General features: G+C 42.1%; 27 protein-coding genes. 4 read left to right on the top strand and 23 right to left on the bottom strand.

Translation table 11 applies throughout. From position 1 onward, the window contains the following. Positions 1 to 65: 65 nt before the first annotated feature. The 10 genes from IMZ31_RS01430 to acpS all read right to left on the bottom strand — a co-directional run bounded on the left by IMZ31_RS01430 (position 66) and on the right by acpS (position 8,105). Positions 66 to 1,076, bottom strand: a complete 1,011-nt coding sequence (locus IMZ31_RS01430) for a PP2C family protein-serine/threonine phosphatase (protein ID WP_207528913.1) — start codon at positions 1,074 to 1,076, stop codon at positions 66 to 68. Positions 1,077 to 1,090: 14 nt separating this feature from the next. After that, complete coding sequence (locus IMZ31_RS01425) at positions 1,091 to 1,492, bottom strand: anti-sigma regulatory factor (protein WP_036786615.1); 402 nt, start codon at positions 1,490 to 1,492, stop codon at positions 1,091 to 1,093. Between the two features lie 4 nt (positions 1,493 to 1,496). After that, entirely contained in the window at positions 1,497 to 1,853 is a 357-nt protein-coding gene (locus IMZ31_RS01420) for an STAS domain-containing protein (RefSeq protein ID WP_036786617.1), read from the bottom strand. A gap of 5 nt (positions 1,854 to 1,858) precedes the next feature. After that, positions 1,859 to 2,728 carry an RsbT co-antagonist protein RsbRA gene (locus IMZ31_RS01415; protein ID WP_036786619.1) on the bottom strand — a complete coding sequence of 290 codons (870 nt, stop codon included), beginning with the start codon at positions 2,726 to 2,728 and terminating at the stop codon, positions 1,859 to 1,861. A gap of 231 nt (positions 2,729 to 2,959) precedes the next feature. Further along, the gene (gene ndoA, locus IMZ31_RS01410) at positions 2,960 to 3,310 is read right to left on the bottom strand and encodes a type II toxin-antitoxin system endoribonuclease NdoA (protein ID WP_036786621.1); all 351 of its coding nucleotides are present in this window, start codon (positions 3,308 to 3,310) and stop codon (positions 2,960 to 2,962) included. A gap of 4 nt (positions 3,311 to 3,314) precedes the next feature. Further along, a complete protein-coding gene (locus IMZ31_RS01405) occupies positions 3,315 to 3,524 on the bottom strand; it encodes an antitoxin (RefSeq protein WP_255688859.1) in 210 nt (69 codons plus the stop codon). A gap of 216 nt (positions 3,525 to 3,740) precedes the next feature. Next, the gene (alr, locus tag IMZ31_RS01400) at positions 3,741 to 4,922 is read right to left on the bottom strand and encodes an alanine racemase (RefSeq protein ID WP_207528912.1); all 1,182 of its coding nucleotides are present in this window, start codon (positions 4,920 to 4,922) and stop codon (positions 3,741 to 3,743) included. A 151-nt stretch (positions 4,923 to 5,073) separates the two neighbouring features. After that, positions 5,074 to 6,099 carry a LolA family protein gene (locus IMZ31_RS01395; RefSeq protein ID WP_207528911.1) on the bottom strand — a complete coding sequence of 342 codons (1,026 nt, stop codon included), beginning with the start codon at positions 6,097 to 6,099 and terminating at the stop codon, positions 5,074 to 5,076. 50 nt (positions 6,100 to 6,149) lie between these two features. Next, complete coding sequence (locus IMZ31_RS01390; RefSeq protein ID WP_207528910.1) at positions 6,150 to 7,673, bottom strand: NAD(P)H-hydrate dehydratase; 1,524 nt, start codon at positions 7,671 to 7,673, stop codon at positions 6,150 to 6,152. A 75-nt stretch (positions 7,674 to 7,748) separates the two neighbouring features. Then, positions 7,749 to 8,105 carry a holo-ACP synthase gene (gene acpS / locus IMZ31_RS01385; RefSeq protein WP_207530264.1) on the bottom strand — a complete coding sequence of 119 codons (357 nt, stop codon included), beginning with the start codon at positions 8,103 to 8,105 and terminating at the stop codon, positions 7,749 to 7,751. Between the two features lie 138 nt (positions 8,106 to 8,243). Here acpS and IMZ31_RS01380 point away from each other — a divergent pair, with 138 nt between their 5' ends. After that, the gene (locus IMZ31_RS01380) at positions 8,244 to 9,008 is read left to right on the top strand and encodes a rhomboid family intramembrane serine protease (protein WP_207528909.1); all 765 of its coding nucleotides are present in this window, start codon (positions 8,244 to 8,246) and stop codon (positions 9,006 to 9,008) included. A gap of 108 nt (positions 9,009 to 9,116) precedes the next feature. Here the strand turns inward: IMZ31_RS01380 and IMZ31_RS01375 are convergent, their stop codons facing one another. The 4 genes from IMZ31_RS01375 to IMZ31_RS01360 form a co-directional block, all read right to left on the bottom strand. Further along, complete coding sequence (locus tag IMZ31_RS01375; RefSeq protein WP_207528908.1) at positions 9,117 to 10,325, bottom strand: DUF4129 domain-containing protein; 1,209 nt, start codon at positions 10,323 to 10,325, stop codon at positions 9,117 to 9,119. After that, positions 10,318 to 11,532 carry a DUF58 domain-containing protein gene (locus IMZ31_RS01370; RefSeq protein ID WP_207528907.1) on the bottom strand — a complete coding sequence of 405 codons (1,215 nt, stop codon included), beginning with the start codon at positions 11,530 to 11,532 and terminating at the stop codon, positions 10,318 to 10,320. The genes IMZ31_RS01375 and IMZ31_RS01370 overlap by 8 nt, the downstream gene beginning before the upstream one ends. Next, positions 11,532 to 12,479: an AAA family ATPase gene (locus IMZ31_RS01365; RefSeq protein WP_371825470.1), complete on the bottom strand. Its 948-nt coding sequence runs from the start codon at positions 12,477 to 12,479 to the stop codon at positions 11,532 to 11,534. Before IMZ31_RS01365 ends, IMZ31_RS01370 begins: the two co-directional genes overlap by 1 nt. A gap of 219 nt (positions 12,480 to 12,698) precedes the next feature. Beyond that, a complete protein-coding gene (locus tag IMZ31_RS01360; protein ID WP_305849398.1) occupies positions 12,699 to 14,222 on the bottom strand; it encodes a degradosome RNA helicase CshA in 1,524 nt (507 codons plus the stop codon). Between the two features lie 225 nt (positions 14,223 to 14,447). Here IMZ31_RS01360 and IMZ31_RS01355 point away from each other — a divergent pair, with 225 nt between their 5' ends. After that, positions 14,448 to 15,356 carry a DMT family transporter gene (locus IMZ31_RS01355; RefSeq protein WP_207528905.1) on the top strand — a complete coding sequence of 303 codons (909 nt, stop codon included), beginning with the start codon at positions 14,448 to 14,450 and terminating at the stop codon, positions 15,354 to 15,356. A gap of 56 nt (positions 15,357 to 15,412) precedes the next feature. Continuing rightward, positions 15,413 to 16,267, top strand: coding sequence for a DegV family protein (locus IMZ31_RS01350; protein ID WP_207528904.1), 855 nt, complete (start codon positions 15,413 to 15,415; stop codon positions 16,265 to 16,267). 110 nt (positions 16,268 to 16,377) lie between these two features. Here the strand turns inward: IMZ31_RS01350 and IMZ31_RS01345 are convergent, their stop codons facing one another. From IMZ31_RS01345 to IMZ31_RS01325, 5 genes are all read right to left on the bottom strand, one after another. Next, positions 16,378 to 17,655, bottom strand: coding sequence for an MFS transporter (locus IMZ31_RS01345; protein ID WP_207528903.1), 1,278 nt, complete (start codon positions 17,653 to 17,655; stop codon positions 16,378 to 16,380). A 127-nt stretch (positions 17,656 to 17,782) separates the two neighbouring features. Continuing rightward, positions 17,783 to 18,181 carry a YppG family protein gene (locus IMZ31_RS01340; protein ID WP_207528902.1) on the bottom strand — a complete coding sequence of 133 codons (399 nt, stop codon included), beginning with the start codon at positions 18,179 to 18,181 and terminating at the stop codon, positions 17,783 to 17,785. A 134-nt stretch (positions 18,182 to 18,315) separates the two neighbouring features. Beyond that, a complete protein-coding gene (locus IMZ31_RS01335) occupies positions 18,316 to 18,600 on the bottom strand; it encodes a glutaredoxin family protein (protein ID WP_207528901.1) in 285 nt (94 codons plus the stop codon). Between the two features lie 242 nt (positions 18,601 to 18,842). Then, positions 18,843 to 19,469, bottom strand: a complete 627-nt coding sequence (locus IMZ31_RS01330; RefSeq protein WP_207528900.1) for an SDR family oxidoreductase — start codon at positions 19,467 to 19,469, stop codon at positions 18,843 to 18,845. 741 nt (positions 19,470 to 20,210) lie between these two features. Then, the gene (locus IMZ31_RS01325) at positions 20,211 to 20,669 is read right to left on the bottom strand and encodes a MarR family winged helix-turn-helix transcriptional regulator (protein ID WP_207528899.1); all 459 of its coding nucleotides are present in this window, start codon (positions 20,667 to 20,669) and stop codon (positions 20,211 to 20,213) included. Positions 20,670 to 20,848: 179 nt separating this feature from the next. Between IMZ31_RS01325 and IMZ31_RS01320 the strand changes: the two genes are divergently transcribed. Further along, entirely contained in the window at positions 20,849 to 21,466 is a 618-nt protein-coding gene (locus tag IMZ31_RS01320; protein ID WP_207528898.1) for a class I SAM-dependent methyltransferase, read from the top strand. Between the two features lie 105 nt (positions 21,467 to 21,571). Here the strand turns inward: IMZ31_RS01320 and IMZ31_RS01315 are convergent, their stop codons facing one another. From IMZ31_RS01315 to IMZ31_RS01300, 4 genes are all read right to left on the bottom strand, one after another. After that, positions 21,572 to 21,976 carry a FixH family protein gene (locus IMZ31_RS01315; protein ID WP_207528897.1) on the bottom strand — a complete coding sequence of 135 codons (405 nt, stop codon included), beginning with the start codon at positions 21,974 to 21,976 and terminating at the stop codon, positions 21,572 to 21,574. Between the two features lie 21 nt (positions 21,977 to 21,997). After that, on the bottom strand, positions 21,998 to 22,906 hold the full coding sequence (locus IMZ31_RS01310) for a YegS/Rv2252/BmrU family lipid kinase (RefSeq protein ID WP_207528896.1): 909 nt from the start codon (positions 22,904 to 22,906) through the stop codon (positions 21,998 to 22,000). 102 nt (positions 22,907 to 23,008) lie between these two features. Then, the gene (locus IMZ31_RS01305; RefSeq protein WP_207528895.1) at positions 23,009 to 24,118 is read right to left on the bottom strand and encodes a hypothetical protein; all 1,110 of its coding nucleotides are present in this window, start codon (positions 24,116 to 24,118) and stop codon (positions 23,009 to 23,011) included. A 98-nt stretch (positions 24,119 to 24,216) separates the two neighbouring features. After that, positions 24,217 to 24,879 (bottom strand): DUF4396 domain-containing protein, encoded by a 663-nt coding sequence (locus IMZ31_RS01300; RefSeq protein WP_242705618.1) that lies wholly within the window; start codon positions 24,877 to 24,879, stop codon positions 24,217 to 24,219. Between the last annotated feature and the right edge of the window lie 41 nt (positions 24,880 to 24,920).

The raw sequence follows: 24,920 nt of genomic DNA, 5'->3' as shown, positions 1-24,920 counted from the left end.
TTCCTAAGCCTCCGTTTCTTATTTTCTATATCACGCTATAAAAATTTACCCGTTCTTATTTTGAACTAAACATCACGTCTTATGATTACCATTGTAAAGTCGTCCCTTAACTGGAAATCCTGCAGTCTTTCAAAATGTTGATAGACTTGCTCCGTGATCTCTTGAGCGGGTAAGTGCTTGTACTGATGAATAACATCTGAAATCTCTTCCCTTTCGATGAAACGTTCACCAGCCCGACACTCAGTCACGCCATCTGTTAACAGAACAATCATATCTCCTGGTTCTACAAGTGTTTCGTATTGCTTGTAAGTTGCACTACGATCCACGCCTAATACAAGACCCTTTGCTTCTATCTCCGAGAATTCATCATTCTTGGCTGAATAGTAAAAACCGGGTTCATGGCCTGCGGATGAGTAATAAAAATGATTAGAGGCTTGATCATATAAGCCATAAAACATTGTGATAAACATACTCGGGTCCACATTTCGTTCAACAACCCGGTTCATACCTTCTAATATGGAGCTTGGGTACATCTGTTCATCAGGAAAACTATCCATTGAGTACTTAATCATGGACATGCATAATGCTGCTGGGATCCCTTTCCCGATTACATCAGCTACAGCAATCCCCACTGATCCTTTTTGATCCTGAACGAAGTGGTAATAATCCCCGCTCATTTGTCTCGCAGGTTGACTTGTTACACCAATATCCAATCCCTCTACGTTTGGCTTCGTAGTAGATAATAAAGTATCTTGCATGTTGGCAGCGACTGAAATCTCAGATTGCAGTTCAAACTGCTTCTCCCGCAATGCTTGATACTCCTGATAAGCCAGTCCATAAGAAATCATCGTTTCTAAAAGGAAATTCATTGAGTTCATAATGTTTTCAGGGATATCAGGGTATAGCTCCGACAAGGCTTGTACGTGCACATCTACAATTTCATCAGGTGATATATTCTGTTGGATTGAGTGCTTACTGAATTGTTCAGCACGATAAAGAGCTTGCTCATTTTGAGTCTCAATATATTGCTTCAGCAAGTCCTTATAGCTACTAAGATCCATTTTTAAGGTACTCATATCGACTTCCTCCTTTAGCGGAGCCATTTCACAACTCTCACTTCAGTCCCTTCCCCCTGCCTTGATATTACATCAAAATCATCCATTAAACGTTTGACGCCTGGTAATCCTGCACCAAGTCCGCCGGAAGTAGAGAAACCATCTTCCATAACCTGGCTTACATCACGAATCCCAGGGCCTTCATCCATGGCTACAATTCGTAAACCACGTTCATTAATATCTTCAATTGCTTCAAAACAAACCTTACCTGTTCCAGCATATAAATAAATGTTACGGGCAAGCTCGGAGATAGCGGTTGCTATACGAGCCTGATCCACTGTACCAAAGCCAATCTTCTTGGCAATATCACGCCCAAGTTGCCGGGCGCCTACAATGTCCCATTCCTTTTTAATGTTCACACAGGATTGAAAGTCCATTCACTCACTCCTCCAATTCCTGTCGAAGTTTGATCAACCCTTGTTCAAGATCTAAAGCAGTTGGGACGTCTTGCAAGTGTATCCCTAAGTCAATTAGAGTCATTGCGACTGCAGGCTGTATACCTGTCAGAACAACTTTTGCACCCATTAAATCAGACATTGATACAACATCGCCCAATACTTTTGCAATGAACGAGTCAATAATGTCCACAGACGTCAGATCAATGACGACCCCTGTTGAACCACTTTCATGAATCTTACTAAGAAGATCCTCTTGAAACTGTATAGCTGTTTGATCATCTAAATCGATCTGGATAGAAATTAGTAAATAATTGTGAAGTTTTAAGATGGGTATTCTCATGTTCATCACTCCCTATCCAAAGAGTCTACTAACTCTTCTATTTCATTATTCTTACTTTGGATATCTTCAATTCGTCTATTTGTTAACTCTAATGCTGATTCAAACCCTTTTTTCAGAGAGCTCTTTGTCGGGAATTTGCTCAGGTCGATTCCCAAATTCACGATCGTTTGAGCAATCTCAGGACGAATACCTACTAATATACATGTAGATCCAATTAAACGAACAGCTTCAGCCGCTTGTATAATATGATGCGCAACCATTGTATCCACAACAGGAACACCTGTAATATCAATCAAAACGACGTCCGCATGGTGTTTAATGACACCGTCTAATAAGTTTTCCATAATTAACTTAGCTCGTTCAGTATCGATCGTCCCGATTAGAGGCATGACTGTGATATTTTCCATAACGGGGATTAGCGGAGCTGATAATTCTTGAAGAGCAACTTTTTGTAGGGAGACGATGTTTTCCCAACTACCAGAGTATTCGTTAACTAGTTGGTTAATAACGGGGTCGACCCACTCATCCACTTTGCCCAATACCTCAGAGAAGTACTGTGTATCAACTTTAGTGGATTGTCCTAAAATATAGTTAATGGTTACACGCCTAAAGGCTTGCATTCCATCAGTTAAATAACTTAACGGCCATCCTAGATTAATGAGCCGCTCTGCAAATCCTTCAATATCGTTCGTTGCACCTTGTTTCTCAAGGCTTGTAAAGATAACGTTTACAAACTCTCGATTCGTACTCTCAAACAATTCATCTGAGATCGAGGATGTGTAGTCGTGTTTACGATGCTTCTCTACCTCTCCAAGCCACATTTTAACAATGTCATTACTATTGTTAAGTACTATTTCCTTCAAATTCGCTTCCATCTCGGGACCCCCTATGATTCCTGTTCCATTTAAGTCAGAATTACATCCATTGTCACACTTTTGTATAAGCTATGCAAACAACTATACTTGGTCGTTCATCATTATTTTCAAAAAGCGTTTATCCATTTTACTGTAACACCAACGGTTGAATACGGCTACTCTGAACACTCTCTCTTCATTAAGATTTTTCACAGATAATAAAATAAGCTACTCGGAATCGAGTAGCTTATTTTAAAAGTCAATGAGCCCTAAACTGATTTGTAATGCTTCATCAACCCTGCTCATCATAGCTTCATCTAAATGGGTTATTTTGTCTGTAAGTCTTTGCTTATCAATTGTTCGAATTTGCTCTAACAATATGACTGAATCCCGCTCAAATCCATATCGTTCAGCATCAATTTCTACGTGTGTGGGTAATTTTGCTTTTTGTATTTGCGCAGTAATAGCCGCCACAATAACAGTGGGGCTGAAGCGATTACCAATATCATTTTGGAGAATGAGGACTGGGCGGACGCCTCCCTGTTCTGAGCCAACGACCGGGGAAAGGTCAGCAAAGTAAACGTCGCCTCTTTTTACGATCAAATCTTTACACCCCGCTCACTAAGCGTTCGCAGGTAGTTTCTGCCTCCTCTTCAGCTTGAAAAGCTTCTGAAGCAATGTTTAGATTGATCTTTGCCATTTCCATGTAGCCCTGACGCATCGACTCACGAATATGACGTTTTTTACGCTCCCGCAAATACATTTTCGTTGCCTGGTAAATAAAATCGCTCCGATCACCATTTTCGAGTTGTACCATACCATCTAGCTCTTTTAATAAATGCTGTGGTAATTTCACTACAATTTCTTGTGAACTATCGGACACTAAAATGCACCTCCACCATCAACTAAGCACCTTAATCGGTTCATTTCTTTCTCAATCATACCACCAGACTGTAAGCATTGCAAAGGCTCATTGACGATTTTCACCTAATTTACGCTTTTTTCTGTCAAATTTCACACATCTGCGTCGACTTTACACAGATCCATCCCTTTTTTCATTTGAAAACGTTATCCCATTATAAACATCTATCATTTCTTCACCTTTTAGAAAGACTCTTGGAACACGTTCACTAATCATACACGGAACTTCATAATTAATGGTTTCTAGATAATCGGCTATTTCATCAACCTCAATTTCTTCTTTCCCTTGCTTTCCGATTAGCGTCACCTGAGTCCCCACCGGATAAGCTTGATCCATCTTCACCATGCATTGATCCATACAAATACGCCCTATAATAGGCATACGCTTCCCATTTATAAGCACTTCTATACCTTGGAGCTTTCGAATCCATCCGTCAGCATATCCAATAGGAATTGTTCCAATCCACTCCTCCTCAGATGTGGTATAGGTCGCTCCGTAACTGATTGACTCGCCTGGAGGCACTTTCTTGGTATGCACCAACTTGCTATGAAGAGAAAAAGATGAGGACAGCTCAATTGGCCTTATGGCTCTAACTTCTTTGGAGGGGTATAACCCATACATACTTATGCCAAAACGGACGATGTGATTCATCTTTTCTGGGAATCGCATACTTAACGCACTATTACCAGTATGAACTTCAACAGGATCATCCCAAAGAGATGTAAATGTCCTCATTAAGGCATCGAAACGGCACTGTTGCTCTTCTATATAATCGGTTTCTTCCTCATCTGCGGTTGCAAAGTGAGTAAATACACCTTTTAATAAGAGGCCATCTTCATTACATTCCTTCAGGACTTCCTCTAACTCTTGAGGCTCTCGAATACCAATACGCCCCATTCCTGTATCGAGCTTAATATGAAAAGATAAGACTTGATCTAGGTTCATATTTTTTATTTCACGTAACCAGTCTGCCTGGAAGACTGTAAGCGTTATGTCATAGCGAGCTGCGACAGAGACATCTTCAGGCCTGGTCCATCCCATTACTAGGATAGGTGCTGAGATGCCAGTCTCCCTTAAACGAATCGCTTCATCTAATAAAGCAACCGCTAAACCACTAGCGCCCCCTTCCAAAGCCGCTTTGGCTACTTGGACGTCTCCATGCCCATATGCATTTGCTTTTACCACAGCATATACCTCGGTTTTTTTCGGCAATTGTTGTTTTAAATTCTCGATATTCCCTTGAATGGCATCAAGCTGAACCTCTATCCAGGAATCTCTATAATACTGCGCCACAAAGAAAGCCCCTCTCGCAATTGTTTAATCCTTATTATTGAATGTTCATTTACCCGTGTCAAATTGGGGGATCTTGTGACTAAACCTCCTAACAAACCAAAAGCAGACTCATATAATGGAGCATCTGAGTCTGCTGCTGGATATAGAGACATTATTTCACTACTTTTCCTTGAACAGATTGGGCAACCTGAATCATTTCTTCTTTCGTCAGATCTTCACTAGCGAGGTAGAAGTTCATCCCTTCGTGACTCCACTCTAATGTTGATCCAGAAAGAGCCCCCATGGTGAAGCCTAAGTCTACAATTTCACCGGAAACTTCGACAGGGACAGTGGCACTAGCTGGATAGGATGTCCATGATTCTTGAATCAGCGTATACGATTTATCTCCTTTAAAGCTTAGGATAACTCGTTTGCCATTTTCCATATCAACCTCTTTTTGCTCATCAAGCTCTGCATTCCCTACGCTTGCTTCTGGGTACAGAACCGTAAATGGTGTTGGATCGTTCTCTACTCCATCAGCCATTACTGGAATTCCAAGAGCTCCGCTTGTCATATTCTTCTCTGTCGTGAAAGCATCATCACTGAATTTTGGATTCAATTCGAAAGAGGAGAATTCAACTTCTACGAGCGGCTTGCGGTCTTTGTCTAGCACTTTCACCATCACAGGCGTTAAGCTCTTCTTATCAAAATAGATTTCTTGATAAGGTAGATTTTTGCTATTTTGATAGTTTGTCTTCGTTTCAAATACGTAATACGTTTCTGTTGTCTCAAAGCTAGCATCCTGATCCTTCACTACATCAGCTACGAGCGAGTTATACAAGTAAGGCTGGCTGCTGTTGTTTGGCCAATCACTCTGGAACTTAAAGCTCTTATTCAGCGCAGGTGTTAATACGTACACGCCGTCTTCATTTTTCAAAATGATTTGACTGTTTTTCTCGTCTTGTTCGTTATTTAGCAGTACACGGTAATAGTCCTTTTTCTTATGCCATACATCAATTTTATACTTTTGCTCTTCTTCACCTGTCTTCAATGTCATCGTCGCTTCCGTTTTATAGCCACTCATTTCTTCTAACTTCTTCTGTAAGGACTGGACAACGTCTTCTTTTGACTTCTCCCCACAAGCTGATAGTACGAGCATAAGTGAGGCGACGATCCAGAGCCAATATCTTTTCTTCATAATTACAACTCCTTTGTCTCATTTGAATGGACAAAGGGAACGCACTCACCTTACTCAGAAAGAAGTGTACGATACGTTTTCGAAAGACCGTCAATAAGATCAGTAGCTAACAAGTCATACGTTGAATGGGTGTCTTCTGTTAATTGGTCAGCCGTGGATCCATGTAGCCAGACTCCGTTATTCAGCGCTTCTTCGATCGATTGCGGTTGCATCATCATTGCGAGCAGCATGCCAGCAAGGACATCTCCGCTCCCGCCTTTTGCTAACCCAACGTTTCCTGCTGTATGAATCCACTGATTTCCTTCTGGAGTGGTAACAAGGGTGAAAGCCCCTTTCAATACAACGAAAACACCGTAACGAGATGCAAACTGTCTGGAATACTGAAAAGGCTTCTGTAGTAATTCAGGAACCTCAACACCTAGTAAGTGAGCCATCTCTCCTGGGTGAGGAGTTAGAATGGTTGGGTAAGGACGGGATTTCATATGAGGTAAATGGGCTTTTAAAGCATACAATCCATCTGCATCGATGAGAACAGGTGATTCCGCCTGTTCAAGGACTTCTTCTAAAAGCTCTCCCCCTTTTTGATGCCGTCCCATCCCCATTCCAATGGCGACTCCGTCGTAGGCGTATTCGATTCCATCTACAGAGTTGATTTTCCCAGCTTGTTCTTCCAGTGCAATAAATGTAGCTTCCGTTACAGACGATGCAAGGATAGAAATAACATCTTTTACAGTCGCTACTGTCAGAAGCCCCGCCCCCGCTCGAAGTGCTGCCCTTGAAGTCATTGTGACAGACCCAGGCATTTGAAGAGCCCCACCGATTACTAGGCCCCTACCATGCGAGCCCTTATGAGAGAAAGGCTCCCTTTCTGGTAAACTAGCTACTACATCCTCTTTTGTCCATACGCCACATGATTCGGGCTTGCCTCGCAGAAGGTGATCAGGAAGACCTATATCAACAGCTTTCCATTCTCCATAAAAAGGAGCCATGTGTTGTAAAAAGGCTGAGACTTTTGGATACTGAATAACGATCGTATAATTCGATTGAATCGCTCCTTCAAATGATATTCCTTCATCCGCAGGAATTCCACTTGGGAGGTCAACTGAAATGACTTTCGCGTCCAGCTGATTCACATACGGCACAATCTCGTCATACGGGGAACGAAGCGGCCCCTTTACGCCGATCCCAAGCATGGCATCGATGATGACGTTCTTCCCGGAACTAAAGGTCATCAATGAATTCAGATCTTCAAACGTATGATAGCCATACCCAAATGCTTCATAGATCTCCCGATGGGTTAACGCATCCCCCTGAATGTCTTCATCATTCGGAATCTGCAAAACCTCTACGCTGTACCCTCTTTGTAGCAATGTACGAGCAATAACGAACCCATCCCCCCCGTTATTGCCTTTTCCAACAAGAATGAGTATCTGGTCTTTTGAAGACACATACTTTTCAATCTCTGTAGCTACAGCTCGGCCAGCATTCTCCATTAACATGTGACCTTGAAGCCCCATTTCTTCCATAGCGTAACGGTCCGTATCGTACATTTCTTTTGCGGTGACAATGTGCAAATCGTTCCCTCCTACCCGCACTAAAATCATATGAGACAAAGTATGCGATTATGCAGACTAGCCTGACAAGCTTTTTTATTCTTCAATGACAACCTGAGCAATAGCATGGCTTTTGCTATGTGCAATGGATAGCCAAATCTTGAAGGGAAAATTCTTCACATCAATTAAAGGGGCACCTTGATCCGTTCGTGAAACCGTGATATCTAAAAAGGAGTACTCCTTCCCAATCCCTGTTCCCATCGCTTTAGCAAAAGCTTCTTTAGCTGCAAATCGTCCTGCTACAAATTCAGCTTGTCTTTTCGATGCGGTTATATTTTTTAGCAAATCTTGTTCGTTTTCTGTTAATATTCGTTGTAGAAAGCGTTGATTAGACTCAAGACTTTGTTCTATACGTTCAATCTCTACCAAATCAACACCAATTCCTTTAATCATCCATACCACCACTTTCCTATATGTATTCATGATAACCTTTTCTGGTTTGATCATGCAGTTTGTAACATGAATGTACTGGTTTCATTGTATAATGAAATAAGCTGATATCAACTTATTTTACAGTAAGGAGAACTGATTATGTTTTTTCGGACAGAATCCTTTCAAGACTTTATTCGCTTCTATCCAATTGTAGCTACCTTAATCGGTATTCATATCTTCCTCTGGCTGACCGGAGATCTTCTGCAAATCTCCTATTTCGTTCAATTAGAACGCTTAGGAAACGGAAATAATCTAGCCACTGCCGACGGGGAATATTGGAGACTGATTACACCGATTTTCTTCCATGCCGGACTAGCGCACATGATATTTAATTCATTCTCTCTCGTCTTATTCGGTCCTGCCCTTGAACAGATGCTTGGGAAAGGGAAGTTCTTGTTAGCCTATCTTGGGGCTGGCTTTGCCGGAAATATTGGCACCTTTTTACTCGGACCGGATTATTATCTTCATGTGGGAGCATCAGGAGCCATATTTGGACTTTTTGGCGTCTACCTTTATATGATTTATGCTAAAAAGCACCTCATCGATCAGGCCAATGCTCAGATTGTTTTAACCATTACGGTAATAGGGCTTGTGATGACATTCATTCGCCCAAACATTAACATTTACGGGCATATCTTCGGATTGATTGGAGGGTTAGCGCTCGGACCAATTGTAACTTCTGGGGCTCAGACGTTTACGATGAATTTTTCTCGCTCCAGACGAAGAGGATCGGACTCCGATATCGGATTCGATCCAAATCGGTGGAATAAAAGACGAATTCCCTGGCGAAAATATCTACCTAAATTATTATGGGGGATGCTTGTGATCCTCATTATCGCCGGCTTACTTGGACGCTTTATTTAAGAATAGTATACAAAAGGCTCAGAGCTTATTGAATAAGACTCTGAGCCTTTTTTGGTGGCGCTACGTCCTGAGTTATGAAAACTTCTGTTGATATCAAGTGATTTTTCATTATTTTTTTCGAATGGCGTTTCTTAGAGACTCCATCGTATCTTTAAAGGTCTCAAGTTCTCTTGTTGTAAGCGGCTGATCTCCATAACGAACTTTCTGATAAAGATCAGCGTTACCGTCTCGCACGCCAAGTCGTTCAAACCATTCCTCAATTGTTTCAGATGGCGCACGTCCATATCCGGTTTTGGCAGCGAAGGCTTCGAAGTTAAAGAAAAGTTTCCTTGCTTTATCATTCGGGGCGCTTTGGAATAAACGCTTGAACGACGAATGCCGCAGGGGCTTTCTTTCAGACGATAGGTTTGAATAGGTAACGGAATGCTCCTCTTTAAAAGTGTCTACGGTGGGCTCAATCTTTTTATTCCTCGATCGAATAGCCACAGCAATACCAATTACAAGGATAATGAAGAGGGCTCCCCAATACATCAGTTCAGATAGATCAGGAGCGACACCAGGATCAGGTTGCTCTTCCCCTACCCCATTTTCCTCTAGTTCCATATCAGCGGGTTCTATTTCATTGATCTTTTCGTTCCATTCGTCTCCTAATCCAGCCCAGCTAAACAAGAACAATATACCCCTTACAATTAAGCCAAATACTTGCGCAATCAGAGCACCCCCACCGGTAAAACCGGCTCGAAAAAGGTCATAGATGAGAAAGACCCCAATGGTTACACCGACAAACAGCCCCATTACAGACGTGGTTCTAATGTATACCGAATTCTTATTAGCTTGAGCATCAACACTCAAGACATGACTCAATAAATATCCGAAGACAAGAACCACTAATTGGAGGGCTGCCATAAAATAAACAGACGTCTGATTGAAGAAGAGAACGTTTAAAATAAGGAAAAGGAGCGACACCATAAGTAAAACTTGTTCATTGCTTAGCTCAGGGTCTCGCTCATGAACGATAAAACGCCATGCCAAGTAACAACTCAACAGAATGGAAATGATGAGATTAAATGGACTGAAGTAGGATGTTACAAGTGCAGTCAACGGAACGTAGAGAATAATGATAATATAACTCGTGGTGATCTTCACACCAAGAGATAACAGCAGTTTTGACACCACAACAACGAGCAAGAAGCTCCAAAACGGTAGTGGTTCACCAGGGTAGAACAGGAAGTAAATGGGTCCTAACAATAGATAAAACATCATCGCTTCGCCAATCCACAAGTAGGTTTTTGCAACAGAGGTTCTACGATTATCCATAGACATCCTCCTTCTCTAGCGGGTCCCGAAGCGTTGCGAAGTCTCCCTGGTCCTGAACCGTATAGACACGAAACTTTTGCCTATTCCATTTATGCGCATATCGCTTCACTTCTTCGGTTTGCTCTCCTAATAAAAATATGGTCTTCGGCTTATATAATTGGTGATCAAACCGGTGAAGAACAACAGAGAACGAGATCCCTAGCTCTCTTGTTTTAATACGCGCAATCAATTCCAGCGCCTTTTGTAAATGTTCCTTGCCACTACCCTCGGGTAAGTAATAAAAAGGAGGATTTCCTATTTTACGAGCATTTATATAGAGTTCAAAAGGATAACCTTTCTTAGTGGCTAACTGACACATATAAGCTGCATAGGAAAGGACCGCTTCAATGTTAGATGCCACATTCAAATGCCCACCAAGGGAAGGATCAGTTAGATTAATAACGATACTCCACGTATGGTCCCAATTCTTCTCAAGAACTTTTGTCTGTAACGTTTGTTTCCTTGCTGATGCTTTCCAATGAATCCGGTGAAAAGGATCCGAGCTTGTATAATCTCTAGTCCCCATAGGGCTAACCGGGTCTTCAAATGGAGATAGCCGCGCCTGTTGAGAACCAAGAGTCATGTGATTACGCTCCTCAATCCCATAAACGGGCAAAGGTTTTGGATAAACAATGAGCTCAAGCCGATGAAAGGGCAGGTAATAAAGGAAGATTTCATGGAAGTTTAAGAGATGCGGAAAGCTATAATGGATGTCACGAATAATGGTTACTCCTCGACGCTTGGCCTCAAAAGGCACATACCATTCCGTTTTGCCTCTTTCTACAACGGTAAGAGGAACCTCGTACCTCGTCCATTCATCTCCCTGACTTACAACGTACTTCTCACCTTGAACTTCAGAGCCGACTTTAAATTGAAAGCGACCATTTATAATAGGCAAGCGTGATTGGTTTTCAAATGATAAAGGAATTTCTATGCGATCACCAGGAAACATCTTATAAGCTTGCTTCTCATTTTGAAACGTTAACCCTTTTCCTATCAGACGGTCATAGATCAAACTAAATGAAACGAAAGCCACAACAGCCCCAATCATGATAAAGGCCGCTGAGCGATTAAATACCAAGCTCGTAAATAAGAGGATGAGGCTAAAGGCGAGAACTTTATCATAACTTTGCGTTAAACTAGATCCGAGTTCTTTCCTCCACTGCATTATGTACGTGCTCCTGATTCAACCGGCACTTCAACCGAGTTTAATAGATCATTCACCACTTCTGTTGGGGTCTTTTGAATAGAGGCTTGCATAGATAAGATGAGTCGGTGTTCGAATACGTATGGAACTAAACTCTTCACATCTTCAGGACTGACATACGACCGGCCGCGAAGATAAGCTCGTGCCTGGGTTGCCCTCATTAAAGCAAGCGCCCCCCTTGTACTAATGCCTAATTCAATATCAGTGTGTTCTCTGGATACCCGTACCAAACGAAGCAAATAATCATTCACCACATCTGCAATATGTACTTCCTTCACTTCTTCTTGCATACTGACTAAATCCTCAGGTGTTAAGGTTGATTGGAGCGCATCTAGAGGCTCTTCAGTCAAATACGCCCTCATGATGTCTCTTTCTTCCTCTTCACTCGGATACCCCATATCCACTTTAAATAAGAATCGATCGAGCTGTGCTTCTGGCAACGGAAAGGTTCCGTGATTGCTTTCAACTGGGTTCTGGGTTGCAATGACAATAAAGGGGCTTTGAATCGAGAATGTTTCTCCATCAATGGTTGTTTGGTGCTCTTCCATAACCTCTAGTAAACTGGACTGGGTTTTGGGCGTAGCCCTGTTAATTTCATCCGCTAACAATACATTCGTCATAACTGGCCCTTTGCGTAACTCAAACTCTTGCGTCTTAGGGTTAAAGAATTGAATCCCCGTTACGTCTGAAGGCAGGACGTCTGGCGTAAACTGAATCCGGCTAAATGTTCCATCAATCACTTTAGCGAAACTCTTAGCAAGTTTGGTTTTACCAGAACCCGGCACACTTTCTAGAAGAACATGCCCTCGCGCAATCATACCGATCAGCAACAACTCAACAACTTCACGTTTACCATATATGACTCGACCAATTTCATCGATCGCAACATCGACCTTCCTTTTCCCCACCACAATAACACTCTCCCTGAACAATATGAAAATTCTCATAACTATACTATAACAAAATTACCCAATCACCAAACAAAGAAGCCCCTGCACCCCTTTAGAGCACTGACGCGTGTCTGACACCCTGCAATCCTTTAGAGCACTGGTGCGTGCCAGACACGCTTTCGTTCACTAAAGAAACGAAAAAAATCCCTGCTCAGTTGAGCAGGGATTTTCGAGGTCTTAGGAATTATTGCGGTTTGAGTTTTGGTATTTACGGTTACGGTTGCCTTTGTTCTGGCCTTGTGAACGGGATTTGTTGTAACCACCGCCAGATTTGCCATTACGGTTGTAGCCGCCTTTACCTTTAGGACCGCCATTACCATTACGGTTATAGCGTTTGCCGCCACCACCGCGTTTTTGTTTATCTTTGTGAGCTTGCTTTGTACTAACTGGCGCAAGGTAGCTTAGTTGTACAGGTACGTCTTTACGCTCTTTCGTTAGCATTTTAAGCGCTGCTGCAATTACAGATACAGAATCATGCTGTTCTAGTAATTCAGCTGCTGTGCTCTCATAAGACTCAAGGTTATCAGATTCAATGGATTGAACAAGTTTCTCAATCGCGATGTTCTGTTGACCTTTAAGAGCTTGATCATTTGATGGAATCGGAAGTCGATCAATCTTACGCCCTGTAGTCTTCTCAATTAGGTTAAGGTGAGCCATTTCTCTTGGTGTGATGAAGGAAACTGCGTACCCTTCCTTACCAGCACGACCTGTACGACCAATACGGTGTACATAGCTTTCAGGATCTTGAGGGATATCGAAGTTGTATACGTGTGTAACACCTGAGATATCCAGGCCACGAGCTGCAACGTCTGTTGCTACTAGTACTTCAACCCCACCACGTTTGAATTTCTTCAGAACGCTCATACGCTTACCTTGTGTCAGGTCACCATGAATTCCTTCAGCACGGAAACCGCGGGCGCTTAATCCTTCTGTAATTTCATCAACACGCTTCTTCGTACGAGCGAATACAATCGCTAAGTCAGGCGTGTGAATATCAAGAAGACGTGTTAACGTATCGAATTTCTTACCGTCGTTTACTTCGATGAAATACTGATCGATTTTCTCAACCGTCATTTGTTTCGCTTTAAGCTTAACTGTTTCAGGCTTCTTCATCATGCTCGTAGCAATTTCATGAATCTCTTTTGGCATTGTGGCTGAGAACAGTAATGTTTGGCGCTGCATTGGAACAGCTTTAAGAATATCTTTAATATCTTCAATGAAGCCCATGTTAAGCATTTCATCTGCTTCGTCTAAAACAGCTGTGTGAATATTGGATAGCTGAATTGTTTTACGACGAATGTGGTCTAATAGACGACCTGGTGTTGCTACAACAATTTGAGGTTGTTGTTTAAGGGAACGAATCTGACGTCCCATATCTGTACCACCGTAAACAGGCAGTACTTTCACACCTTTATATTGTCCGTACTTATTTAACTCTGTCGCTACCTGCATAGCTAGCTCGCGAGTAGGCGCAATAACTAGACCTTGAATCTTCTTCATATTCTCGTCGATCTTCTCGATCATTGGAATACCGAAGGCTGCAGTCTTACCTGTACCTGTTTGCGCTTGACCGATCACGTCTCTTCCATCCATCGCAAGAGGAATTGTCTGCTCTTGGACTGGTGTAGCTTCCTCAAAACCCATCTCTTGAACGGATTTTAAAACTGATTTGGATAAACCTAATGAATAAAAATTTGTCACTTCGTTTTTCTACTCCTTTTTTGTTCTCTCTAGTTATGCCAAAGAGAAGCACGTAAAAAAAGCCATCCTCACAGCTGGAAGAGGGCTTTCGGTACGAGTTGATTTATACTTTATTCTACCACACTGTTTTCAATCCGGCAATTCATGCAAGTTTAAAGTATCCTTACCTTAAGATCAATGGTAAAATAAGATAAACGCTAACGAACTCGGATGGAGGTGGGTACATTGAATAAACCACCATTTAACCCCTATATCGCCATCGTCATCGGAGTCCTCTCCGTATCTACTGCCGCCGTCTTTGTTAAATTGGCCGCGACAGCTCCAGCGTCTATAATCGCTCTATATCGCTTACTGTTCGCCGTACTTCTTATGGCTCCCTTTGTGTTAACCAAGCATCGCAAAGAATTTAAATCCATCACTAACAAAGACTGGATCTTATCTATAGCAGCTGGCGTCTTCCTTGCTTTTCATTTTATCCTATGGTTCGAATCTTTAAACTATACCTCTGTTGCAAGTTCTGTGGTATTAGTGACACTACAGCCAATATTTGCTTTCATTGGAACCTTTCTCTTCTTTAAAGAAAGGTTTACAGTCGGTGCTATCCTTAGTATGCTAATTGCAATCACAGGTAGCGTTGTCATCAGTTGGGGAGACTTTCAAATAAGTGGGTTAGCCTTATTAGGTGATATCTTAGCACTACTTGGAGCCATGATGGTTACAGGATACTTCTTACTTGGACAGACTGTAAGAAAACGGCTTCCCCTAGTGACCTACACATTTGTGGTCTATGGAATCAGTACCATTACATTATTTATTTATAACATCATTTTACAGAATCCGTTCTACGGGTATCCAAGTCAATATTGGATGATTTTCTTAGCCTTAGCTATCATCCCCACATTTTTAGGCCATACTTTATTTAACTGGTCACTAAAATGGCTAAGCACATCAACCATTTCAATGAGTATCGTATTTGAACCCGTAGGTGCCTCTCTTTTAGCTTACGTCATCCTCGGGGAAACCCTATCATGGTCACAATGGCTAGGAGGCGTAATCGTTATCGTTGGATTAAGCTTATTTATATATAGTACCTCCAAGAAATCCAAACAGATTTCCATTAAGGAAGACATATAAATAAATATATAGTATATATAATCCCATCAGAAAAATTTTTAAAAGCAGGTGAACGCATGAATATTCAACTCATGACAGATGGAGGAGCAGATCTTCCAAAAGATTTACTGGATCGTTATAACGTTCATTTTATCCCTCTTAACATCCATTTTGGAGACGAGCAGTTCTTAGGCGGGGTAGACATCGACTCTCCTACCTTTTACGACAAAATGAGACAAGCTGAGGAGCTCCCTCGTACATCAGCACCAAGTCCATATGCTTTTTATGAAGCCTACAAAACTGTGGACCCAGAAAAGCCAATTCTTATGATTGCTTTATCTAAAGAACTAAGCACGACGTATGAGAATGCCCTATTAGCGAAAGAGATGCTTTTAGAAGAAGAGCCTGAGAGAAAAATTGAAGTGATCAACTCACGTTCAGCTACATCAGGCATGACGCTTTTAGTCGATGAAGCCGGGAAGCGTATTGAGGAAGGCTATACAATCGAGGAATTAACCGATCACATGAACGAACGCGTGAGTAAGTTAGCAACGCTCATCCTACTTCGCACGGTTGAGAACTTGATGAAGAGCGGTCGTCTAAGTCGTTTTAAAGGTGCGATTGCAAAAACCCTTAATATTAAGATCTTAATGCACGGCAGTCCTGAAGGCACGATTGAAGTTACCGAAAAAGTTAGAGGGAATAAGAAAGCAGTCCGTCGTTTTGTTGAACAAATCGGCGAATACTCCAAGGACTTTGAGAACAAGGTTATCGCCATGTCTTACAGCACCGCAGAGGACAAAGCTAAGAACCTCCTACAAGAAATGATGGATCGCTATCCCTTTAAAGAATCCGTGCTTGTAGAAATGGGCCCTCTTATTGCGACCCATGCTGGTGAAGGCGGCTTTGTGATCTCTTTCTTTAAAGATTGAACGAACGATCATTAACCTTAATGGAGTAAGCCAGAGCTTTAAAAAAACCGCTATCTCCATAAAAAGGCGCAGAGCGTATAGCTCTGCGCCTTTTGTATATTACGAACTACTTACCCATGGTAAGCCTGGTAACTTGGTTTTGGAGAAAGCAAAGAGAAGATCATCGCGATCAATGGAAACAGAATCATAATCCACAAGATTCCTTCATAACCCCCGAACCAATCAAAATAAAGTCCAAATGGAAGAGGGCCAAAAGCAGAACCTAAAACCATAATCGTTTGAGCTAGACCTTTTATACTACCTAAATGCTCTCGCCCAAAGTAGTTAGGCCATACAATACTTAATACAATGCGTTCAAATCCGTTCACAAATCCCCATATAATTCCGTAAAGAATGACACCTGTTGTAGAACTGACCTGCAATAATATAAACAAAGCAACGATATGTCCAGCAAACGTGATCGCTAACACATAGTGCACGGAAACTCTGTCTACAAGGTAACCAACCATAAACGTAACCGGGAAGCCAATAACAGCCATCAATGTAAGGACGATCGCAGCAATCTCATCGGATAATCCTTTTCCCTGAACAATTGAAACTAAATGAAACGTAACGCCCGTATTCACAAGCGCCGGGACACTCACACAGAACAATATGAGCCAGAAAGCCCTTGTTTTCATCGCCTCTTTAAGAGTCCAGTTCTCCTCATTCACCTCAACGTTCGGGTTTTGCTGAAGGTCGTTGTGCTTTGGTGTACCATCAGGAATCTCACCGATCTCCTTCGGTTGATTCCTAACTAAGAAAATCGCAAGAGGCACGAAAATCACCGCTAAGGCTACTCCCCAAATCATCCAAGTTGTACGCCACCCAAAGTCATTGATAAGCCATGTATTCAGGGGTGGGAGTAAGGCAGAACTTAAGAATCCGCCAATAGCCATGACGCTTAACGCACGTCCCCTTTTTCCAATAAACCACTGAGGCACAAGTGTATTTGGAATAAGTGTCATGGAACCTTGTCCAAACAAACGGAGCATAAAGAAGCCAACAAACATCATAATGGCCCCCACCATCACACTGTTCCACAAACAAGCGATCGCCAAGAGAATACCAACCACAGCCATCATAATTCGTTGCCCTACCCGGTCCACAAGTCTCCCTACCATAAAGAGGGTTAACCCGGCGATCAACGTAGCAGTAGAATAAAGCGCAGAAACAAATGAACGAGTGTAATCAAAATCAGCTATGTAACTTTCAATAAATATAGAAACCGAATAGGTCTGTCCTGGACCAGAAAAGAAGACACTTAATCCTGCAATAAATACAATCACCCACCCATAATAAAACGGGGTTTTTACAGGTGCATGTCCTGTCTGATTTTGTGCACTCATGATGCCTCACCCTTCCATCCTTAATCAATTATATCTCTCCTAATGGTAGGTGTTTCCATAAAGTAATGCAAAACATAACTCCTGCAGAACAACACAAAAAAGCCCCCGCTTGGGCTTGGGGGCTTTTTTACACTTTAAACCCTTTAATGAACGAACCGATCCCTTTCATAAGTGGGCTAAACTGATTCGCCGTATTTGCCATTTGCCCCATTGTTGACAGCATCTTATCTAAATCAAGCTGTCCGTTCTTATCTTGAAAATACTGCATCATACCAGGCGGTTTCTGTTGCTGTCCATATAACGAAGATTGTTGCTGCAGAGAGTAATAAGGATCCCACTGGTTAGGTTGAGGAGGCTTAGCAAATTGTTCATATGGATTTTGGTAGCCTTGGGGTGCATGATACGGAGCTCCTTGTGAGACAGGAGGCTGACCTGGATAATACTGCTCCTCCCACGGCATTTCCATTGGAAAAGGACCAAGTGGAGTGTTTGGGAACCTTTGATCATTAGGATGTCTTCGCCTCATGACTGCACACCTCCTATACTTTCTTCTTTATCCACTCATAGCCTATGTTAAAAGAAGGAAAATGTGAAATGAAATGGACTCTTTTTTCTACATAAAAAAAGAAGAGGCCTCCCTCTTCTCCTTCATCAATTCTTCTAATCATTAAGGCCTACAGCCCCTTGCCTAAAATAAGAAGCAACCTCATCAATGTTCAGTAATTTCTTTAGCTTACGCTTTTGGTACCCTAAAACCAATTCATCGCCCACATATGTAGCTGGTGTTCCATATACACGTTTCGCTCTCATTTGTTTGTAATGTTCTTTATCAGCTGAAATATTCTTCTCCGTATACGGAATATTCCATTCTTCCATAAAACTTTTCACATTTTCGCAATGATGGCATCCGTTACTTGTATATACTACCACTTGTTGATTCGCCACGATGAGCCCCCTGTCGTTAGTCCCTTAAAGACAACATATATTTCCAAAAACTTAGCGTCCGTTAGATTCTACTTGAATTTACCCTGATAAAATGAAAATAAACATCTTTTTTGCAATTTTATGTCGAAATTATTAAATTCTAATTTCAAATTAGAAATGCACAGGTTCTATGTACCCATATATAAAAGAAGTAGCCTATCTTTCTAAGAGACAGGCTACTTTATCTTAAAATGTGTGCACCTCTACGCAAATAATTGTTTAATGTCGGTTTCCCCACTTAGTAAATCAAAGCTCTTTCCGATGACGCTATCCTCTGTTAGGACATAGGCTAATACGTTCCCTACATCTTCACGAGGAATGGTTCCCATATCTAAATGTTCGCTCATCTGAACTTTTCCTGTTCCTTGTTCGTTTGTCAGACCGCCTGGACGTACAATTGTATAATTCAAGGAAGTTGTACGTAGGTACTCATCCGCTCGGCCCTTCGCATACAAGTAGTGCTTCAATTCTTCAGGACCCACTTCAGGTCGGTCCGCTGCTATAGAACTCAACATGACAAATCTGGAAACGTCCTTACGTTCAGCAAGGTTCATAGCCTTAATGGCACCTTCCTGATCAATCATAATCGTCTTATCAGCTCCCGTGTTCGGGCCTGACCCTGCTGCAAAGATCACAGCATCCACTTCGTCGTAGGCATGAGAGAAATCTTTCTCTAAGTCCCCTAGCACCGTTTGGACATTGCGCTCTTCAAAATAAGGAACTTGATCTTTGTCACGAACCATCGCAACCGGTTCATGGTTATAGTAATTCAATTTATCAACGACATGTTTACCAACCTGACCATTTGCTCCAATTACAAGTACTTTCATTAAAGATCATCCTCCTTGTGCAAAGTCTTTACTCATAATTCCCATGCTTTTCGAAACCTAAACAGGGTGATGCTTTCGGGATTCTGGGGGATTTAGTGTAGGCCGGTTGGTTCTTTGGTCAGGGGCTGTGCTCCCTGGACTTGAGCCACTCGCTAGGGCCCGCTCTCAACTTGAGCCGGTTTTTGCCTAACTTGAGCCGGTTTTTGCCTAACTTGAGCCAGTTCGCTCCTAACTTGAGCCGGCCGCTTTGGACTTGAGCCGTGCTGGGCTGACTTGAGCCGGTATTTTGGAGTCTTGAGCCGTTCTCGTCTCAGCTTGAGCCGGTTCAGCCTCCTTTTGAGCCTTTCTCCCTCAACTTGAGCCACTCGGCCTCGGCCCGCTCTCAACTCGAGCCGGTTTTTGCCTAACTTGAGTCAGTGCGCTCCCAACTTGAGCCGGCCGCTTTGGACTTGAGCCGTGCTGGGCTGACTTGAGCTGTTATTTTGGAGTCTTGAGCCGTTTTCGTCTCAACTTAAGCCGTTGCGCCTTCTCTTGAGCCGTTCTCCCTCAACTTGAGCCATTCGGCCTCGGTCCTCCCCCCAAATCGAGCCGTTTCTTGCCTAAGTTAAGCCGCCCTCTCCCAGCTTGAGCCGCCCGCTCTGAACTTAAGCCGGTCAGCCCCGCTCCCACACATAAGCCCTCACCTAAACACAAAAAAAAGCCCATCCCCCACAGGAGACAGGCTTTTCATAAACATATTCATTATAATTCATCAGCATATTTCCCTAATTGTTTCAGCATAGGGATCAGTTGCTTCTTCTCGTCGTCAGTTAGGCCACCTGTAATGTTCTCGATTTGTTTCCAGTGGCTTGGGAAGATGTCATTTAATAATTGGCGACCTTCTTCTGTAATCACGGCATATGTTATTCTGCGGTCTTTTGGACAAGGTTTTCTTTCTAGTAGTCCTTTTTGTTGCAATTTATCGACCACATAGGTGATGCTACCGCTTGCTAATAAGATTTTGTCACCGATCTTTTGTAGAGGTTGATCTCCTTGATGGTAAAGCAACTCTAATACACCAAACTCTGTCGGGTTTAAGCCATGAGTTTGGATGTCTTCTTTCACTCGATCTGAAATCGCTCGAGCCGCTTTGGAGAGCACAACAAACAATTTCAGCGATGGATCTTCTTTTTTCTCTTGATAGTTCTGTGATTGATCCATTTTACTCAGCCTTTCTATTAATGGTGCATTAGTATAAAGTATAGCGACCATTTCAATTTATTGTCAATCCTTCTTATGTAGGTTCTCTTGTTCTTTTTACTCTCATCAAATCTGTGGCATAATGAAAGAATGAAGCTAGTAGCACTATATCACACTCTTAGAAAGCGGTGTATAAAAAAATGGTAGAAGATACGGGAGAACGCGTTATCCCAGAATATATGAAACCATCAAATGGGATGTTGCTTGAGCATATGGCACGCTATCAATTTGCATTACCATATGTAAAAGGTCGTGTGTTGGATTTATCATGCGGATCTGGTTACGGTACGCACATGATGATTAAAGATAGAAAACATGAAGTATCCGAAATGATCGGTGTGGATATAGATTCTGATATTATTCAATATGCAAAAGGAGCTTACCACCATCCAAAGTCTAACTTCCAAGTAGCGGACGCCACAGATCCGAAATTACCCGAAAGACTTGGTACTTTTGATACGATTGTAAGCTTTGAAACATATGAACATATAGAAGAAGAGGAGAAACTTCTGCAAAACTATGAACGTTTACTTAACCCTGGTGGTACTCTTATTGTCTCTACACCTTTTGGCGAAGGGCGCGGAGTAGATTGTTACTCACCGTTTCACGTCCACCAGATTACACCAGAAGAGTTTCGTCAACTGTTCACAAACTACGAGGAAGTACAATTCTATTATCAAAAAGGTGTACTCGTTGAACCACCTCGGGAAGAAGTCCATTACCCCCTTGGTATTGCTGTATGTAAGAAAGCAAGATAAGCAAGTAGTGTGCAGTACTCCTATTGAAAACAGAAGTATTGAATGAGTAGTCATTTGATGCTGTTTAGAAATAGGAGTACTTTACTAAGATGAACGACTTCTTCGTTAATCATTCGGTTCCTCTACCTTAATCTCTTTCTTTACTTCTTTCTTCTGGCCATTCGCCTCAACGGTAGCTACAATCACATACCTACCAGCTTCATCAAATGTATGTTGAATGGAATAAAGTCCGTTCCCTTGCTTTTGAGAGGGTTTGTGATTGGAGGGTTCCTCCCCTTTTCTTCCCCATGCAAAGGTTACTTTCTTAGCTTCATCTACTTTCTGATCTCCTTGTGTTACTTTTACTTGGAGTGTGGTGATCTGCTCTGTCGTTAACTCTTCTGGAACGGTAAGAACTCGGGCTTGAATTGGATTCTCTGAGGTCGCTTCTGATTCTTCCTCGCCTGACCCACAAGCTACTAAGAAAACCAGAAGAAGCAGAAAGCCACTTATGTGTAATGTAGTTCTCATCAACTTTCTCTCTCTTTCTCCTTATTGTTGTGACTGGTGAAAGATCATACGGAGGTGGTTGGGGAGTACCTTAATGTCTCCTGGTGTTTTTAAATAAATCTCTCCGTCCGTATCCACATCTTGTTCCTTCTCTGTTTCGATTTTCACTTCAGAGGCTTGTTTATGGAAAATTCCTTGTAAATCGTCTGTGCTCTTTCCCGGCTGATCCATATTAATTAATTCCTTAAAGGTGGATAAGTTCGAGTTCTTCACGATTAAAACATCAAGCTTTCCATCATTCACATGTAATGAAGGAACAGGAATGTAACGTGTTCCGATATACTGGCCATTCATAACAAGTGCCATGACTCCTTCTTCTTCATATACCTCTTCTTGATCAATGGTAATTTTATAATGTGAAGGTTCTGAAGCAGTCATCGTTTTCACCGCACTAATGAAATAACTCAATACCCCAAACCTATCTTTCTGGTCTGGGTCAATATTTAGAGATGTATCGGTCACAAGTCCAACGCCCCAGAAATTTAAGAAGTATCCTCCGTCTTGAATATGACCAACGTCAACAGGCGCAACACGGCCATCTACAAGAGCTTGTGCTGCTGCTTTTATATTTTGAGGCATACCAAGCATTCTGGTGAAATCGTTGCACGTCCCGCCTGGTAGTACACCTATAACTGGACGATTCTCTAATTGAGCAAGGGCGTTCACACTATCATGAACGGTTCCATCTCCACCTAGTATATAGATGACATCGACTTCTTCCCCGTACTCCTTACATTTTCGCTTCAAATCATCCGGGCTCTTCGTCTGTATAACGCGTAGCTCTTCAACGTTCTGAGATAAGACCGGAAGCGCTACTGATAGCTTTTGGTTCATTTGATTGGGTCCAGCATCCCCGTTGTACAAGAAGAGCCCCTTGTCGTACTGAATCATTTTTCTTCCCCCTATCATTTGCAATAGTTCTATACATATCATTTCCTTTTCTACGTCTAACGAAACCCGCGAGGACAGTAATAGACTACGGTGGAAATTATGCTACTCTTCTTTCGTTTCAACCTGATGAGGAACCTTTTCTTTTATGACATCTATAAAATAACCTGGGTCATCTACGGTGAGGTAGATTCTTTCTACCTTCTTCGATCGACCAAAGACAAGGTGAACGTCTACCGATTCCTCAAGATGGATCGTCCATTGAGGGGACTGAGATTCAAATGAGGGTAATGTCACAGCAACAGACTTCTTATCCTTCTGGCACTCTTTCGCTGTAACGGTTGCTTTCTCAATGTGTTGAATCGTTTTATAAGGTAGATAGGTGAAGAATCGCAATCCTTTCTGAATATGGATTCCTTTTTGATCAAGAACAATTGGAGATTTGCGCATAGCCTGGTAATCCGCTATGACGAATAACAAGGCGTAGATATCTAGAATAGTTACGACCCAAGCAGCGGTATGACTCCATTGCCAAACCAGGAAATGTAGACCAATGATTTCGATCAGAAGAGCATGAACTAACATGATAAAGATCCCCTGATAATCGCTCTTCTTATGATAGGAAAACACAGGTGCATTTGTGTAACGAAGAACGTTCTCCCGCTTTCCTGCAAACGCATAATAGAAAGCTGATAAATCCGTAATTAGAAAACCTAATACCTTCTGAGTCGATTTCTTCTTCCCTGTCATACCAGAAAATGCGTTCTCTATTCCTTTATAGGCACTCATGGATAGATGATAATAGGCGGAGCGCTCTTTTCGAATTGACCATCTTATTATAGGCCATTGTTTTATAACCCATAAGAACAATAGGAATTCGATTAGAACAATAGAGGCTTCAAGAAAGATGACAGAGCGATTGATGACCCATAAGTGCTCTTTTGCATATTCAGGTACCATCCAATTCAAAGCAAGAAGCCCAGCAAACATCAGCGGGACTAAAGCAAGTAGCGAAGGACGCCTGCGTAACACAAAAAAATAGCATGCAATCGGAAAAACAACTAATAAATCCAATGCCGTCCCCCATACAGCCCCACGTGTTACTGTACCGACTAGCTCATATTTCTGAACAAGAAGATTCGGTAGTAACAGCAGCCCTATAAGAAACAAAAGTCGAAACCAGGCAATCGGCTTTTTCTGCAACATTTCACTCATACAACCTCTCCTTACATAGTTAGCTTTATTATATCAGTATTTGGAAATAAATGAGATTCCGACTAAAAAAGCACTCTCTATAAAAGAGAGTGCTCTGATTACATCGCTTCTTTAATGCCTTTTTTCACAAGCCACCAGTTCGCAGGGTAGCTCGTTAGAAAACCTAAGATCATAGCGATCTGCATCATAAACCAATACGTCGATTGGTCTGGTTTTGGCGGGGTTTGGAATAAAACAAAGTGAACAATAGCCATCCAACCGAACATCCCTATCTCGAATGCAATTAAGGATAACGTGTCTGCCTTAATCGCATCCTTTAAATTCCCTAATATACCCGCCTCTTGATTCATTGGATAAATGGCAAATAACTGAAACAGGATTCCGAATAAGTAAGCTGCTATAAACTCAACCGTATAGTGAGCTAACAATGTTGAGCCTGCCACTGTAAGACTTGTAAAGAATACGATTGGCACACCTACGGCATCTCCCAATGTACACCCACTCGAACAGTGACTCGTTGACATGAACACTTGAGCTCCTATACCGCGGTTATCTTCTCGGTTTAAATCTTTAGCCTTTAAACGTCCCCATTTATAATAAGACCAAACCGCAAATGGCCCGAGAAACCATCCATTAATCGGCCATACCACGTTCATAATAGCCATCATTTGCGGGTGACGAATGACGTCTACGATAATAATAAGGGAAGATAGCAGTCCGATTATTAAAGCAATCCATGAAATTGTTGCTAGCACATTCATCACCTCTTGAAAGTCAATTCGTAATTATCGATACCCCTGGG

This window comes from Pontibacillus sp. ALD_SL1, assembly GCF_017355605.1.
This window is presented reverse-complemented; position numbering and strand designations above follow the sequence as displayed.